Annotated in this window: 7 protein-coding genes; 4 read left to right on the top strand and 3 right to left on the bottom strand. The window is 72.7% G+C overall.

Annotated features, from left to right (window positions below; genetic code table 11):
• The first annotated feature begins 70 nt into the window (after positions 1–70).
• Positions 71–5,044: a 2-oxoacid:acceptor oxidoreductase family protein gene (locus QM779_RS15990; RefSeq protein ID WP_428537188.1), complete on the top strand. Its 4,974-nt coding sequence runs from the start codon at positions 71–73 to the stop codon at positions 5,042–5,044.
• On the top strand, positions 5,041–7,770 hold the full coding sequence (locus tag QM779_RS15985) for a sulfide/dihydroorotate dehydrogenase-like FAD/NAD-binding protein (protein ID WP_428537185.1): 2,730 nt from the start codon (positions 5,041–5,043) through the stop codon (positions 7,768–7,770). The genes QM779_RS15990 and QM779_RS15985 overlap by 4 nt, the downstream gene beginning before the upstream one ends.
• Positions 7,771–8,240: 470 nt before the next feature.
• Here QM779_RS15985 and QM779_RS15980 read toward each other — a convergent pair whose 3' ends face one another.
• The 3 genes from QM779_RS15980 to QM779_RS15970 form a co-directional block, all read right to left on the bottom strand.
• Positions 8,241–9,140: a DUF5134 domain-containing protein gene (locus QM779_RS15980; protein WP_428537182.1), complete on the bottom strand. Its 900-nt coding sequence runs from the start codon at positions 9,138–9,140 to the stop codon at positions 8,241–8,243.
• A gap of 646 nt (positions 9,141–9,786) precedes the next feature.
• A complete protein-coding gene (locus QM779_RS15975; RefSeq protein WP_428537180.1) occupies positions 9,787–12,039 on the bottom strand; it encodes a heavy metal translocating P-type ATPase in 2,253 nt (750 codons plus the stop codon).
• The gene (locus QM779_RS15970; RefSeq protein ID WP_428537177.1) at positions 12,036–14,036 is read right to left on the bottom strand and encodes a cytochrome c oxidase assembly protein; all 2,001 of its coding nucleotides are present in this window, start codon (positions 14,034–14,036) and stop codon (positions 12,036–12,038) included. Before QM779_RS15970 ends, QM779_RS15975 begins: the two co-directional genes overlap by 4 nt.
• A 439-nt stretch (positions 14,037–14,475) precedes the next feature.
• Between QM779_RS15970 and QM779_RS15965 the strand changes: the two genes are divergently transcribed.
• Both QM779_RS15965 and QM779_RS15960 read left to right on the top strand, forming a co-directional pair.
• Positions 14,476–14,874, top strand: coding sequence for an ArsR/SmtB family transcription factor (locus tag QM779_RS15965; RefSeq protein ID WP_428538474.1), 399 nt, complete (start codon positions 14,476–14,478; stop codon positions 14,872–14,874).
• Positions 14,871–15,791: a cation diffusion facilitator family transporter gene (locus QM779_RS15960; protein WP_428537174.1), complete on the top strand. Its 921-nt coding sequence runs from the start codon at positions 14,871–14,873 to the stop codon at positions 15,789–15,791. Before QM779_RS15965 ends, QM779_RS15960 begins: the two co-directional genes overlap by 4 nt.
• Positions 15,792–15,837: the final 46 nt, after the last annotated feature.

Raw genomic sequence — 15,837 nt, 5'->3', positions numbered from 1 at the left:
GCCTGGTGGTAAAGCTGCTCATTGACGAGCGCATCCGTCCGGCGAGGTCACAACTCGAGGAAGAGTCAGCATGACCGCCAATATGTCCCGCTACCCCGGCGTGCCCGACGTCATCAACGGCAACGGAGCCGTCGCCCACGTGATGAAGCACGTCTGCGGGGGTGTCATCGGCTACCCGATCACCCCGTCCACCGAGATCTCGGAGAACTTCGAGGCGGCGCGCGCCGACGGCCAGCTCAACGTCTGGGGCCGGCACCCCTTCTTCGTCGAGACCGAGGGCGAGCACTCCGCGCAGAGCGGCGCGCTCGGCGCGGCGCTGGTCGGCGGCAACTTCATCTCCAACGCGTCCTCCAGCCAGGGCATCCTGTACGGGCTGGAGTCGCACTACGTCACGGTCGGCAAGAAGATCGGCGGCTTCGTCCTGCAGGTCGCCGCCCGGGTGGTCACCCGGCACTCGCTCAACGTGATGGCCGGCCACGACGACGTGTACGCCCTCCTCCCCACCGGCTACACGATCCTTTTCGGCTCCAATCCGCAGGAGGCCGCCGACCTCGCCGCGATCTCGTACCGGGCCTCTTCGCTGTCACTGATCCCCGTCGCGAACGCGATGGACGGGTTCGCCACCAGCCACGTGATGAGCGAGGTGCTCCTCCCCGAGCCCGAGCTGCTCCGCGACTACCTCGGCGACCCGGCCGGACGCATCCCCTGCCCCACCGTCGCCCAGGAACTCCTGTTCGGCGCCAAGGGACGGGTCTTCCAGCTCAACCGCTGGCTCGACCGGCACAGCGACGACTTCTCCGCCCCCGACCTGGCCGCCCTGCGCACCTGGCTCGGCGCCCGCGCGCCGCGGGTCGAGGCCGACAACGACGGCTACCTCGTCGAGGAGACGATCGAGCGCGTCCCCGCACCCCTGCAGGCACAGTGGCGCCGGCAGTGGCTGGGCGCCTGGCCGGCCGGCACACGCCAGCTCGTCCCCGCCCTCGTCGACCCCCACAACCCCGGGCTGACCGGGCCCGTCCAGAACCAGCCCGACTTCCAGGCCGGCTCGGCCGACCACCGCACCCACTTCGCGTCCGCCGTGCCCGCGCTCGTGCGCAGGGCGATGAGCGAGTACACCGAGCTCACCGGACGCGAGTACGCCCCCGTGATGGCCTACGACTGCGCCGACGCCGACCTCGTCATGGTCGGCATGGGTTCGATCACCGACGACGTCCGCGCCGTGCTGCCGTACCTGCGCAGCCAGGGGCTCAAGGTGGGCGTCGTCTCGGTCAAGCTGCTCCAGCCGTTCCCCGAGGCCGAGCTGATCGCCGCCATCGGCGGGGCGAGGGCTGTCACCGTCCTCGAGCGCTCCGACGACACCGCGCTCACCCGCATGGTCACCCAGGCGCTGTTCCACGCCCGCGCCAACGCCGAGGCGGACGCCGCCGCGCCGTACCCGTCCATCCCGGCCCTGGCCCGGATCCCCCGCCTGACCACGGCGATCTTCGGCCTCGGCGGCCACGACCTCCAGCCGCGGCACCTGGTCGCCGCCTTCGAGAACATGGCGAAGGACGCGCCCGCGCCGCTGGTCTACCTGGGCTCGCAGTTCTTCACCGCCCACCCGACGCCCGCCGTCGCCGCCGTCCAGGACCGGCTCCGCGAGGCGTACCCGGAGACCGAGCTGATGGCGCTGGAGACCGTGCCGAACCCGGCGATCCTGCCCGAGGGGACGCTGCGGATCCGCTTCCACTCCGTCGGCGGCTACGGGACGGTGGCGACCGGCAAGCTGCTCACCGACGTGCTGTCCTCGCTGCTGGGGATGCACTCGAAGTCGGCCCCCAAGTACGGCTCGGAGAAGTCCGGCGCGGCGACCAACTACTACATCACGCTGTCGCCGCAGCCCGTCCTCGTCACCAACGCAGAGCTCGAGGACGTCGAGCTGGTCGTCTGCCCCGACCACCAGGTGTTCTCCCACACCAACCCGCTGAAGGGGCTCGTCGCCGGCGGCACCCTGATCATGCAGTCCGACCAGGCCCCGCTCGAGGTGTGGCGTTCGCTGCCCGCGTTCGCGCGCCGGGTGATCCGCGAGCGCGGGATCCGCTTCCTCGTCCTGGACGCGTTCGCCGTCGCCCGCGCGCACGCCCCCAACCCGCAGCTCGAGACCCGGATGATGGGCATCGCGTTCATCGGCGCAATCCTGGGCTCCGTCGGGATCAACGGCTCGCAGGCCGACATCGAGGCCGAGGTGCGCGCCGAGCTCGCCAAGAAGTTCGGACGCCGCGGCGAGACCGTCATCGAGGCGAACCTCGCGGCCGTCCGCGACGGGATGGGCGCGGTCCTCGTCGACCACACCGACCCCGCCTTCGCCGCCGTCGAGGCCGAGACCGTCGGGAAGGGCGCGCGCCCGGCGCTGTCGCTGGCGATGACCCCGTCCGTCGGCGCCGAGCGGACGAGCGGGCTGTTCGACCCTGGCTACTACGAGGAGATCATGGCCCGGCCGTTCCGCGAGGGCACGATCGACGAGGCGCCGGTGCTGCCGGGGACCGGCCTGTTCATGCCGGTCGGCACGGGCGCGGCCAAGAACAAGGGCATCTTCCGCCGCACGGTGCCGGTGTTCGACCCGACCGCGTGCACGGCCTGCATGGAGTGCGCGCTGGCCTGCCCCGACAACGCGATCCCCAACACCGCCCACGAGCTCGGCGACCTGCTGTGCGCTGCCGTCGACGCCGCCGGCATGGCCGAGGGCGAGCGCGCGGTCTGGTACGGCATCGTCCCCGCGTGGGCGGACGGCGTCCGCCACGGTTACCTCGCCGACCCGGCCGCCACGGACCTGGCCGTCGTGGCCCGGTCGGCCGCCGCTGACCTGGCTGACCTGCCGGCCGATCGGCTGGACGGCGTGATCGCCGCCCTGGCCGCCTACCCGGTCGCCAGGACGCGTCCGCTGTTCGACGCGGCCGAGAAGACCGCCGCCGGCAGCGGCGTCCTGTTCTCCGCGGTGGTCGACCCGTGGAAGTGCACGGGCTGCCTGCAGTGCATCGAGGTCTGCGGGCCGGACGCGCTCGCCTCCGCCGAGCAGGACGACAGCCTGCTCGCCATGCTGGAGACCCGCTTCGAGCGGCTCACCAAGCTGCCCGACACCCCGGCCAGGATCACCGTGGACGCGACCGCGCCCGGCGGGGACATCAAGCGCGTGCTGCTGGCCCGCAGCGACTACTACTCGATGACCGGCGGCCACGGCGCCTGCCGGGGCTGCGGCGAGGTGACCGCGATCCACCTGCTGAACTCGCTCAGCCACCGGATCGGCACCGACCGGCGCACCGCGCACCTGCGCGAGCTCGACACCACGCTCGACGCGCTGGCCACCCTGGCCGCGCGGCTCCCCGACGGCGCCCGCAGAGACCGGGTCGCCGCCACGGCTGCGGAGCTGGAGCGCCGGCTCTACCTGTACGAGTCCGGCCCGACCGGCGACGGCCCGTCCTCGACGGTGATGGCGAACTCGACCGGCTGCTCGAGCGTGTACGCGTCGACCGTCCCCTTCTCCCCCTACCTCGACCCGTGGGTCAACGGCCTGTTCCAAGACGCGCAGCCGCTCGCCGTCGGCATCTACGAGGGCCTCGTCTCCGGGCTGGTCGGCGAGGTGCGGGCGCTGCGCACGGCAGCGCTGGAGCTCTCCGGAGAGTATGACGCTGAACTACACGACAGCCAGCTGGCGACGCTGTCCTGGCGCGACTTCACCCCGGAGGAGCGCGCGCTCGTCCCGGTCGTGCTGACGATCAGCGGCGACGGCGCGGCGTTCGACATCGGCTTCGGCGCGATGTCGCGGGTGTTCGCCGGCGGGACGCCGATCAAGTCGCTGGTGCTCGACACCGGCGGCTACTCCAACACCGGCGGGCAGGCGTCGACCGCGTCCTTCGCCGGCCAGGACGCCGACCTCGCCCGGTACGGCAGCGCGCACGGCGGCAAGCAGGAGTCCCGCAAGGAGCTCGGCCTGCTGGCGATGTTCCACCCCGGCGTGTACGTGTGCTCGACCGCCGCGGCGTTCCACGGCCACTTCCTGCGGGCGTCCGCCGACCTGATCGGCTACACCGACGGGGCGGGGCTGATGATCGCCTACGCGCCGTGCGACACCGAGAACGGCATGGCCGAGGACCTCGCCAACGCCCGGTCCCGGCTGGCCGTGGAGAGCCGGATGCACCCGCTGTTCGTCCACGACCCCCGGCGCGGGACGAGCATCGCCGACCGGCTGAGCCTCGACGGCAACCCCGAGCCCGAGGGGCTGTGGGCGCAGACGTCCCTCACCTACCGCGACGACCGCGGCCAGCTACAGGTGCTGACGATGCCGCTGACCCCTGCCGAGTTCGCGATCGGCGAGGTGCGCTTCGCCAAGCAGTTCCGCTGGCTGGCCACGCACGAGGAGGCGGGCGCCGTCCCGATCGCCGAGTACGTCGACCTGCCCGCGCACCAGCGCACCGGCCGCACCCCCTACGTCCTGACCACCGACCGCAAGCGGCACCTGGTGAAGATGGCCTGCTCGCCGAGCATCGTGGCGCTGGTCGAGGACCGCAGGAGCAACTGGCAGCTGCTCCAGTTCCTGGCCGGGCAGGCCGAGGTGGTCCTCGCCGCCCGGCACCGGGTCGAGCTGGGCGAGTGGACGTCCCGCTACGGCGAGGCGATCGACGCCAGGGAGTCCGCGCTCGACGAGATCGCCAAGGCGATGGCCGACCTCGCCACCGCGTCCGGCGCCCCCGCGGGCGGGGCGCTGCGGCTGGGCCTGTTCGGTGCGCCGATGGCCAGCCCGGCCGCGGACGCGCCGCCGGCGGCGACCGCCGTGGCTGACCGTCCGATCTGGCTCGACCCCGAGGACCTGCCGCGCTGCAACGACTGCGCGACCTGCTACCAGGAGCTGCCCGCGCTGTTCGAGAAGGCGACGATCGTCGTGGACGGCGGTCCGCGGACGGTGGGCCGGATGCGTCCGGACGCCCTCGACGGGCTGGAGCTGACCAGCGAGCTGCAGGCCCGGATCACCCGGGTCCGGGCCACGTGCGACGCGGAGATCATCCAGTGAGCGCGCCGTCGTTCGCCAACCAGCTCGGCCTGCTCGAGCGGCGGCTGGTCGCCGACCCGCGCGCGTTCCGCGAGCTGTTCACCGCCGACGGCATGGAGGCCGTCGCCTGGGAGTTCCGGCAGCCGGAGCTCGGGGCGAAGTTCACCCGGCAGCTGTGGGAGGCACTGAGCAGGGACGACGACGCGAGCAAGCTGCTGATGCGGTTCCTGTGGCAGCTGCCGGTCGGCAAGAAGCGGATGTTCATCCGGGCGCTCGACGAGCACCTGTCCGGGCGCTACCCGATGTTCGCGGGGCTGAGCGAGAACTGGCCGGCGGGCAACGCGATCCCGCCGTACATCCGCAAGCCGAGGGAGCGCTCGGAGGACTTCGAGCTGGTCAACAAGGGGTTCCTCGGCTACATGGACCTCGGCTACACCCGGCGCGACGTCGAGCTGTTCGTGTGGCTGGAGGCGCTGCGCGACAAGCAGTGCGCGGAGGCGCCGTGCGAGTTGGGCGTCCTGCTGGCCGGGCACCGGGAGCCGCAGGGCGGCTGCCCCGTCCAGATCCACATCCCGCAGATGTTCGAGCTGATCGGCACCGGGCACTTCCGGGAGGCGCTGGAGATGCTCGAGTCGTGCAACCCGCTGCCGAACGTCACCGGACGGGTGTGCCCGCAGGAGCTGCAGTGCCAGGGCATGTGCATCCACAAGCAGTCGATGACGATCGGCCAGCTGGAGTGGTTCCTGCCCGAGTGGGCGAAGCTGGCCGACCCGGAGGGCAGCGCCTCGCGGTACGGCGGCGTCCGGGACCCGTGGGCTGCGGCGCTGCGTCCGCCGATCGCGGTGGTCGGCTCCGGCCCGTCCGGGCTGATCACGGCGTACCTGCTGGCGGCCGAGGGCTTCCCGGTCACCGTGTTCGAGGCCTTCCACGAACTCGGCGGGGTGCTGCGCTACGGCATCCCCGAGTTCCGGCTACCGAACGAGTTGATCGACGACGTCGCGACGAAGATCCGCGCCCTCGGCGGGCGGTTCGTGACCAACTTCGTCGTCGGGAAGACGGCCACGCTCGAGCAGCTGCGCGACGCCGGGTTCGCCCGGGCGTTCGTGGGCAGCGGCGCCGGCCTGCCCCGGTTCCTGAACGTGCCGGGCGAGCACCTGCTGAACGTGATGAGCGCCAACGAGTTCCTGACCCGGGTCAACCTCATGCAGGCGCACCGGGCCGACCACGAGACGCCGCTGCCGCTGGTGGCGGGCAAGCAGGTGCTGATCATCGGCGGCGGGAACACCGCGATGGACGCCGCGCGCACGGCCCGGCGCCTGGGCGGCGTCGTCACGATCGTCTACCGGCGGACGCGGGCGGAGATGCCGGCGAGGGTCGAGGAACTCGAGCACGCGCTGGAGGAGGGCATCGAGCTGGCCGTCCTGCGGTCCCCGGTCGAGTTCGCGGGCGACGAGCGCGGCTTCGTCACGTCCGCCACGGTCGAGATCATGGGGCTGGGCGAGCCGGACGCGTCCGGGCGCCGGCGTCCGGTGGCGACCGGGCGGACCACCGAGATGCCCGCCGACCTGGTGATCATGGCGCTCGGCAACTCGGCGAACCCAATCATCAAGGACTCCGAGCCGCGGCTGTCGGTCTCGCCGTTCGGCACGATCCAGCAGGTGGCGGAGGGCTCGAAGGAGACCTCGGTGGCCGGCGTCTACACCGGCGGGGACGCCGCCCGCGGCGGGTCGACCGCGATCCGCGCGGCCGGCGACGGGCAGTCCGCGGCCAGGGAGATCCTCGGCACGATCGGCCACCTCGACCCGGCGGAGGTCACGGCCAGGGTGGCCAGGGCGCTGGCGTACACAGAGCTCGCCGGCGAGGTGCCGGCGATCGTCGCCAAGCAGCACCTGAGCGTGGGCATCGAGGAGTTCACCGTCCGTGCGCCGGTGATCGCCCGGACGGCGCGGCCAGGGCAGTTCGTGCGCGTCCTGCCCAGCCCGGACGGGGAGCTGATCCCGCTCACGCTGGCCGACTGGGACGCCAAGGCCGGCACGATCACGCTGGTCGTGCAGAGCATGGGCACCTCGACGATCCAGGTCAACGCGATGCGGGTCGGGCAGGCGCTGGCCGGCGTCGCGGGGCCGCTCGGGCGGGCCAGCGACCTGCACACCTACGACGCCGGCTCGACGGTGGTTTTCACCGCGGGAGGGCTGGGGCTGCCGCCGGTGTACCCGATCATGCGCGAGCACCTGCGGCGGGGGAACCACGTCACGCTGATCTCGGGGTTCCGCAGCGCCGACCTGATGTTCTGGGATGGGCCGGACGAGCGCGTCGGGCGCCTCCAGGCAGAGTTCGGCGACCAGCTGGACGTCATCTATGCCACGAACGACGGCTCGGTCGGCGTGCAGGGGTTCGTCACGACGCCGCTGGAGGCGATGCTGAAGGCCAACCAGCAGGGCGAGGGGCGTCCGATCGCTGAGGTGGTGGCGATCGGCCCGCCGATGATGATGCGGGCGGTCTGCGACCTCACCCGGGGCTACGGGGTGCCGACGGTGGCGAGCCTGAACTCGATCATGGTGGATGCGACCGGCATGTGCGGCGCGTGCATGGTCCCGGTCACGGAGGACGGCCGGCTGGTGCGCAAGCACGCGTGCATCGACGGCCCCGAGATCGACGGCCACGCCATCGACTGGGACAAGTTCCTGCCGAGGTTCGGCCTCTTCCGCGCCCAGGAGCAGGAGAGCCGCGCCCGCCACGGCCTCTGAGCCCGGCGTCCGCGGCTTTCGGCACGGAATGCGGCCGCCCGGCCCCGCGGTCTGAGCAACCCGCGACTTTCGGCCCCGTCCTCACTCAGCCAGAGCGAGCTGGCCGGGGCCGAAAGCCGCGGATCGCGGGGACGGCCATCGCCACACTCGCCATTCGGTGCCGAAAGTCGCGCATCGCGCGACCAGCAGTCCAGACGGGAACGGGCCGGCCGGCCGGTGGGAATCGTGTTTGCTCCCGAAAGGCGGCCTTGCTCCCCGAGTTTGGGGAGCAAGGCCGCCTTTCGGGAGCAAACCGACGGGCGGGACGTGGCGGACCTGGCTCCGCGGCGGCCGGGGTGGCGGCAGCTGCCCCGATTGCAGGCGCTCCCGAAACGCGCAGAAGCTCCCGAAATTTCGGGAGCGTTTGCGCGTTTCGGGAGCGTTTGTGGCGAACGCCGGGGTCGGCGGCGTCCCGGGGCTGCGCGGGTCCGTCAGAAGGCCAGGGCCGCCAGGAACGGGAGGACGGGGACGAGCAGGCCGGTGCTCATCCAGAACATGCCAGCGTTCATGGCGAGGTCGGACGCGGCCGCGAGGCGGTACTTCACCGAGCCGGCGGGACGCTCCTCGTGGCAGCTGTGCGCCATCACCACCGGGGCGGCAGCACGGACGGGGGTCGGCGCGCCGGCGAGGACCAGTTCGCGTTCGGGCTGCTCGAGCGCCGCATGGCTGGCGCTGCACGCGCAGTCGGGGCCGCAGGTGCAGCCCGTCCCGCACGCGCACGCGTCATTCACCGCGGCCCGCGGACGGGCCAGGTCGCGCACAGCGACGACCGAGGCCCACAACAGGTAGGCCATCAGCGGCAGCCCGACCAGGGCGAAGACCCACAGCACGCCGCCGGGACCGCTCGCCGCGGCCATCCATGCCTCCATGTCCATCGGCGCAGCCGCGCCGCCGGACCCGTGGCCCATGTCCATGCCGCCCATGCCCCCGTCGGACGCGCCCATGCCCGCACTCATGCCCGCCGACATCGACGCCATCGCTGCGAGGTGCCAGGTCATGGCGGCGAACATCGCGGCGTGGCCCGTGAAGTGCCAACCGCCACGGCGGTCCACCGAGGTGAACACGTCGAACGCCAGCCATGCGAACCAGGCCGTGGACAGCGCGAACAGCCCGACCAGCACCGGCGTGGGCGCGAAGGCGGTGAGTACCTGCCAGGTCGGTCCCGCCACCATCAGCAGCATGACGAGCGCCATCACCAGGTGCAGCGCGTTGGAGATCCGCTGCCGCACGTCCTGCGGCCGGGTCAACTCGTACGCGCACCAGACCGTGCACCAGGCGAACAGCACCAGCAACCCCACGAACTTCCAGGGGGTGTCGGTGAAGCTGAACATGGCGTCCTTCCGTCGGCGGTTCCGCCGGACAACTGTCGCACCTCCCGCCGCGCCGATGAAGCCGCGACCGCCCCACAGCGCTCGGCTGCGCAAACCTGCGTAGGCACGAAGGGACCGTCCCCCGGTGCCACCTGCCGCGGGAGGTGGCCGGGACGGGCCGCCGCGGGCAGTCGCCGAGGGCCCTCGCTCCTGAGCGACAGCCCCCGTTCACGTCGAGGGCCCTTGTCCGGACAGAGGCCCTCGACGCGAACGGTGGTCCTCGGCGATGACGCGTGGCCCTCGCCGTCCGGCGCGAAACACGGGACGGTTCTACTTTCGCGCCACCCCTCACCGAGCGTGAAGGTTGGCGCGGAAGGAGAACCGTCCCCGATTACGCGCCAACCCCAGCGGGGCGGACGCCGAGAGCCCTCCTTCCTGCGCGAGGGCCACCGCTCACGTCGAGGGCCCTTGTCCGGACAGAGGCCCTCGACGCGAACGGTGGTCCTCGGCGATAGCCCGAGGCCCTCGCCGTCCGGCGCGAAAGCGGGGACGGTTCCTGTTACGCGCCAAACTTCCGATGGCGCGGAAGTAGAACCGTCCCCGATTACGCGCCAACCCAGGTGGCGCACGCCGAGGGACCGTCCCCCGCGGCCCGGCCGCGGGCCGGCTAGCGGGACGGGTCGAAGCGGCGCAGGCGCATCGAGTTGGTCACGACGAAGACGCTGGACAGCGACATCGCCAGGCCGGCGATCAGCGGGTTCAGCATGCCGAGCGCTGCCAGCGGGACCGCCGCCACGTTGTACACGAACGCCCAGACCAGGTTGCCGCGGATCGTGCCCAGCGTTCGGCGGGCGAGCCGGATCGCGTCCGGGACGACGTCCAGGCTGCGCCGGACGAGGATGATGTCGGCCGACTTCATCGCCACGTCCGTGCCGCTCACCACCGCCATGCCGAGGTTCGCGGTGGCCAGCGCCGCCGCGTCGTTGATCCCGTCGCCGACCATCGCGACCCGACGCCCGTCCGCTTGGAACCGCTCGACCACCCGCGCCTTGTCGGCCGGGAGCACCCCCGCGACCACCTCGTCCACGCCGACCTGGCGTCCGATGTCGTCGGCCGGGCCCTGCCGATCGCCGGTGAGCAGGACGGTGCGCAGGCCCAGCCCGCGCAGCCGCGCCACCGCCGCGGCGGCCGACGGCTTCAGCTCGTCGGCGACCTCGAACGCCGCCGACACGACCCCGTCCACCGCCAGCAGGACGGCGGTGCGCCCCGCGTCCGCCGCAGCCTCCACGACCACACCCGCAGCCTCGGGTACCTCGAAGCCGCGCTCGGCCATCAGTTCGCCGGTGCCGAGCACCACCTCCCGGCCGCCCACCACGCCGCGGATGCCGTGTCCCGGCAGCGCGGTGACCTCGGACCCCGCCGCGCGCTCCACCCCGGCCGCCTCGGCGCCGGCGACCAGCGCCCGGCCGACCGGGTGCTCGGAGTAGCCCTCCACGCCCGCGGCCAGCGCGAGCAGTTCGGCGTCCGCTCCGGCCACGAACGAGTGCGTGGCGACCAGCGCCATCGTGCCGGTGGTGAGCGTGCCCGTCTTGTCCAGCACGACGGTGTCGATGACACCGGACGCCTCCAGCGCGTCCGGCCCCTTGATCAGGATGCCGAGCTGGCCGCCGCGTCCCACCCCGACGAGCAGGGCGGTCGGCGTGGCCAGCCCGAGCGCGCACGGGCAGGCGATGATCAGCACCGACATCGCGGCGCTAAACGCGGACCGGACGCCGCCGCCGATCGCCAGCCATGTGAGCAGCGTGACCAGCGCGATGCCCAGCACGGACGGGACGAACCACGCGACGACCTTGTCCACCAGCGTCTGCACGGACGCCTTGCGCGCCTGCGCCTGTTCCGCCATCACCGCCAGCTGCGCGAGCTGGGTGTGCGCGCCGACCTTCTCCGCCTCCACGACCAGCGCCCCGACGGTGTTCGTCGTCCCGCCGAGCACACGATCGCCGACGCCCACCTCCAGCGGCGCGGGCTCGCCGGTCATCGCGGATGTGTCGACCGCGGACGCGCCAACCAGGATGCGGCCGTCGGTGGCGATCCGCTCACCGGGACGCACGACGAACCGCTCTCCGACGGCCAGCGTGCCGATCGGGACGACCTGCTCGACGCCGTCGCGGACCACGCGGACGGTCGTCGGTGCGAGCCTGCCGATCGCGGCAAGGACGCCGCGCGCCGACCGCTTCGAGCGGGCCTCCACGTACCGCCCGGCGAGCAGGAACGTGGTGACGGCCGCCGCCGCCTCGAGGTAGAGGCTGTCGGCGCCGGCCGGGGCCGGGCCGTAACCCACCCAGTAGGTGTTGCCCGCGGGCGTGCCGAGGATCGTCGTGACCACCGACCACGTGAACGCGGCGAGGACGCCGAGCGAGACGAGGGTGTCCATGCTCGTGCCGCCGTGCCGCAGGTTGCGCCAGGCCGCCTTGTGGAACGGCCACGCGCACCAGAACACGACCGGGATGGCGCCAACGATCAGCGCCCACTCCCAGCCGGGGAACCGCAGCTGCGGAGCCAGTGCCAGCACGATCGCCGCGTCCCCGAGCGGGATCGTGATCAGCGCGGCGACGATCAACCGCACCTGCAGCATCCGCACGCGGTCGCTGTAGCCGTCGGGCTCGGCGCCCTCGACCACCGGCTTCGCGTCGTAGCCGGCCGCCTGCACGGCCGTGACGAGGTCGCCGGCCCGGTCGGGGGCCACGCCGAGCACCATCGCGCGCTCCGTGGCGTAGTTCACCGTGGCACGGACGCCGTCGAGCTTGTTCAGCTTCTTCTCGATCCGGTTCGCGCACGCCGCGCAGGTCATGCCGGAGATGTCCAGCTCCACCCGCTGCTCGATGCCCGCCTCCAGGGACGCCACGTCGGTGCCGCTCACCGCGCGCCGCCCGTCCGGCCCTGCTCGCGGTCGCGCTCGGCGAGCTGGGCGAGCATGTCGTTGTACGCGCCGAGTTCGTCCTCGCCCTCACCGGTGTCGGCCCTGCGGTCGGCCGCGGCCGCTTCGCGGGAGTCGCTGCGGAACCACTGCGCGGCCAGCACGATCACCGCGATAAACGCCGGCACCTCCCCGGTGAACCACGTGATCTGGCCGGCGATGTTCTGGTCGGCCAGCAGGTCACCGACCCAGCTCACCGAGATCGTCTTGTAGAACTCCTCGCCGATCACCGTGCGGGCCATCATGATGCCGACGGCGAAGATCGCGTGGAACGGCATCACGCTGATCAGCAGCGCGAACCGGACGAGGTACGGCAGCTGCCAGGGGTGCCGGTCGGGCCCGATCAGCAGGCCGAAGAACAGGTAGCCGGCCAGCATGAAGTGCAGCAGCATCACCTGGTGCGCCCAGTGGTAGCGCATCAGCCACGGGAACAGCGGGGTGAAGTAGACCACGAACAGCGACGCCACGTAGTTCACCCACACGACCGGCGGGCTGAGCAGGAACCGGACGAACCGGTTCGCCGCGAGGCCGGCCAGCACCTCGCGCGGGCCGGGCAGGGACGCGTCCGCCCGTTCGCGGGACGCGGCCTCCAGCAGCGTGAACGGCGCGCCGAGGACGCACAGCACGGGGACCATCATGTTGACGGTCATGTGCAGCAGCATGTGCCAGCTGAACACGGCGGTCGAGTACATCCACAGCCCGCTGGTGGCGAGGTAGAGCACCAGCAGCCAGCCGCCGAGCCAGGGCAGCAGGCGCGAGACCGGCCAGCGTCCGCCTGCACGATGGACGCGGACGACGCCCCACGCGTAGGCGCCGATCGCGGTGAGCGCCAGCAGCACCCAGAGCAGGTTGGGCCGGCCCGGGCCGGCCACGAGGGCGGCCGTCGCCGGCACGTCCACCTCGTAGCCGAGGTAGTTCACCTGGCTCGACTGCGGGACGAGGAAGCGCGGGGGCGGCAGGTGGGTGGCCGCGCCCAGTGCGGCGACGCCGAGCACCAGCAGCGCCACGTCGATCGCCACGGCGCTCACGAGACTCCCCGCGTCGGAGCGGGTCGGACGGAGGCGGTTCGCGACCAGCAGCACGACCAGCACCACTCCCGCCACGACCGGCGCGCCGGCGGCCACGGCGAACGGGGACTCACCGGCCAGCTGCTGCCACGCCACCACTGCGCAGCCGGCGGCGGCGAGGCCCAGCAACGGCAGGCTCACCCTCCGGTAGCGGACCGCGGCCCGCGTCCCCCCGACCCCGGCGAGAGCGGACGCCACGACGCCGACCGCACCGCTGGCGAGGACGACGCCGGCGAGGGTGGCGACGCCCGCGGCGTCGGTGGCCCAGTCGTGGTCGAGCCCGACCGAGACGTTGCCGGTGACGGCGATGAACACCATGGCCAGGGCACCGGCGAGCCAGCACACCGCGAACGCGGACGCGCTCCTGGCGCGGTACGCGACCACGGCTGTGACGAGCGCGACGACCGCCGAGACCAGCCACGCCAGCGAACTCGGGGTGCTGCCGAGGAAGTCCGCCCAGATGTCCGGACGCATCGTGTAGCCCAGCGGGATCCCGGTCACGAACGCCGGGTTGGCGAACGTCATCAGCAGTGAGGCGACGAACCACAGCTGCGCGGCGCGTCCGGCCCAGCCGGCGATGCGCTGCGCGGGCGGCGCCAACTGACCGTCCGGACCCGGGGGGACGAACGCGACGACCGCGGCCAGGAGACCCAGCGCCGCCATCGCGGCCAGCCGTCCGACCACGTCACCGACGCTGGAGACCAGCCCGGTGAGGGCGTCGGCCTCGAGCCGACCGGGCAAGGGCGGCAGGGTGGGCAGCACGAGCCCGACGAACACCGCGCACGCGAGCGCGAGCCCCGCCGAGACCCAGATCGCGCCGGTCGCCACCAGCGACGGCCGGCTGGACGCGTGGGCGCCCGCCGCTTCGGACATCCGGCCATCACCCCGCGTTCACAAGTCGGCACCGAGTGGCGTGAGTCTATCGCCGCCGTCCGACGCCCCGTCCCGCCCGTCGCCTCCCGTGGTGGACGACCCGTGGTGGACGACCCTCGGCCCGACCGGACGCGGGAGTGGCCCCCGGTGCGACACGCCGCGGATGGCGCGCCAGGAATAGGTGTCGGGACGGAATGTCCGATAACGTTCCACACGGTGTACTCCGGGCCGGGGTGACCCCCTCCCCTCGGGGTCCCCCTGCCCTCCCCCTGCTCGGCAGGGACGACACCGCGCGGACCGAGGCCCCGCCCCAGAGGCCGTCGGACGCCCAATTCGCGGCACCCCTTCCCACCCCCCGCGAACGGCACCCTCACGCAGCACGTCCGGCCCCTCACCGTTGACAAACATCGCCCCAAGACGATGTCATCGTTCCGTGACGATGAATCGGTGGGGCGAACGGGACGACGCGGACGCCCAGGCGGCGGGCCAGACGAGGGAGCGGCTGTTCCGGGCCCTGGCCGAGCCCGCGCGGCTTGCGATCCTCACCCACCTCGTGCTCGGCGAGCACCGGGTCGCCGACCTCACCGAGCACACCGGGCTCGCGCAGTCGACCACGTCCGCCCACCTGGCCGTCCTGAGGGAGTGCGGCCTGGTCACGCTGCGGACCGACGGGCGCTCGTCGATGTACTCCCTCAGCGCCCCCGCCGAACTGGCCGCCCTGCTGGCGGCGGCCGATGCGGTGTCGGTGGCGACCGGCGCCTTGCCCGGGCCGGTCGCGCGCGTCCCTTCCGAGTCGCCGGGGAGGCGGCCCGCAACTCTGGCCGGAGACCCCCGATGAGCCACGACCACGACCACGCGCACGGCCTCACCGCAACCGGGCAGCACCGGCGACGACTGGTCGCGGTCGTCGCGATCACGGCCACCGTCTTCGTCGCCGAGGTGGTCGGCGGCCTCCTGTCCGGGTCCCTGTCGCTGCTCGCCGACGCCGGCCACATGCTGTCGGACTCGGCCGGCCTGGTGATCGCGCTGATCGCCTCGCACCTGGCCACCAGGCCGGCGACGAAGGCCCGCACGTTCGGCCTGCAGCGGGCGGAGGTCCTGGCCGCGCTGGTCAACGGGGTGCTGCTGGTCGCGATCGCCACGTCCGTCCTGATCGGGGCGATTCTGCGCTGGGAGTCGCCCACCGAGGTCGAGGGCGGCCTGATGCTGTGGGTGGCGCTCGCCGGCGTGGTCGCCAACGTCGCCGGCCTGCTCATCCTCCGCGGCGGACGCGAGGCGAGCCTCAACCTGCGCGGTGCCTACCTGGAGGTGCTCGGCGACCTGATCGGCTCGCTGGCCGTGATCGCCGCGGCGCTGGTGATCACCACCACGGGCTTCACGCGCGCGGACTCGATCGCCGCGCTGCTCATCTTCGTCCTGATCGTGCCGCGGGCGGTCTCGCTGCTGCGCGAGGTCGTGAACGTTCTGCTGGAGGCGACCCCGTCCGGGATCGACCTCGACGAGGTCCGCACCCACCTGCTCGAGGCGCCCGGCGTCACGGCCGTCCACGACCTGCACGCGTGGACGATCACCAGCGGCTCGCCCGTCCTCACCGCGCACATCGTCGTGGACGCCGAGTGCCTGGCCGACGACCGCACCGGCGAGGTGCTGGACACCCTGTCGGAGTGCCTCGACCACCACTTCGACCTCAGCCACTGCACCCTCCAGCTCGAACCGGAGGCGCACCGCGAGCACGAACACCCCGTCCACGAGTAGCGCCGCCCACCGGACGGGATGCAGGCCCGGCTCGGTTCTGCCATTA

The organism is Propionicimonas sp. (genome assembly GCF_049840635.1).
Classification (GTDB): domain Bacteria; phylum Actinomycetota; class Actinomycetes; order Propionibacteriales; family Propionibacteriaceae; genus Propionicimonas.
This window is presented reverse-complemented; position numbering and strand designations above follow the sequence as displayed.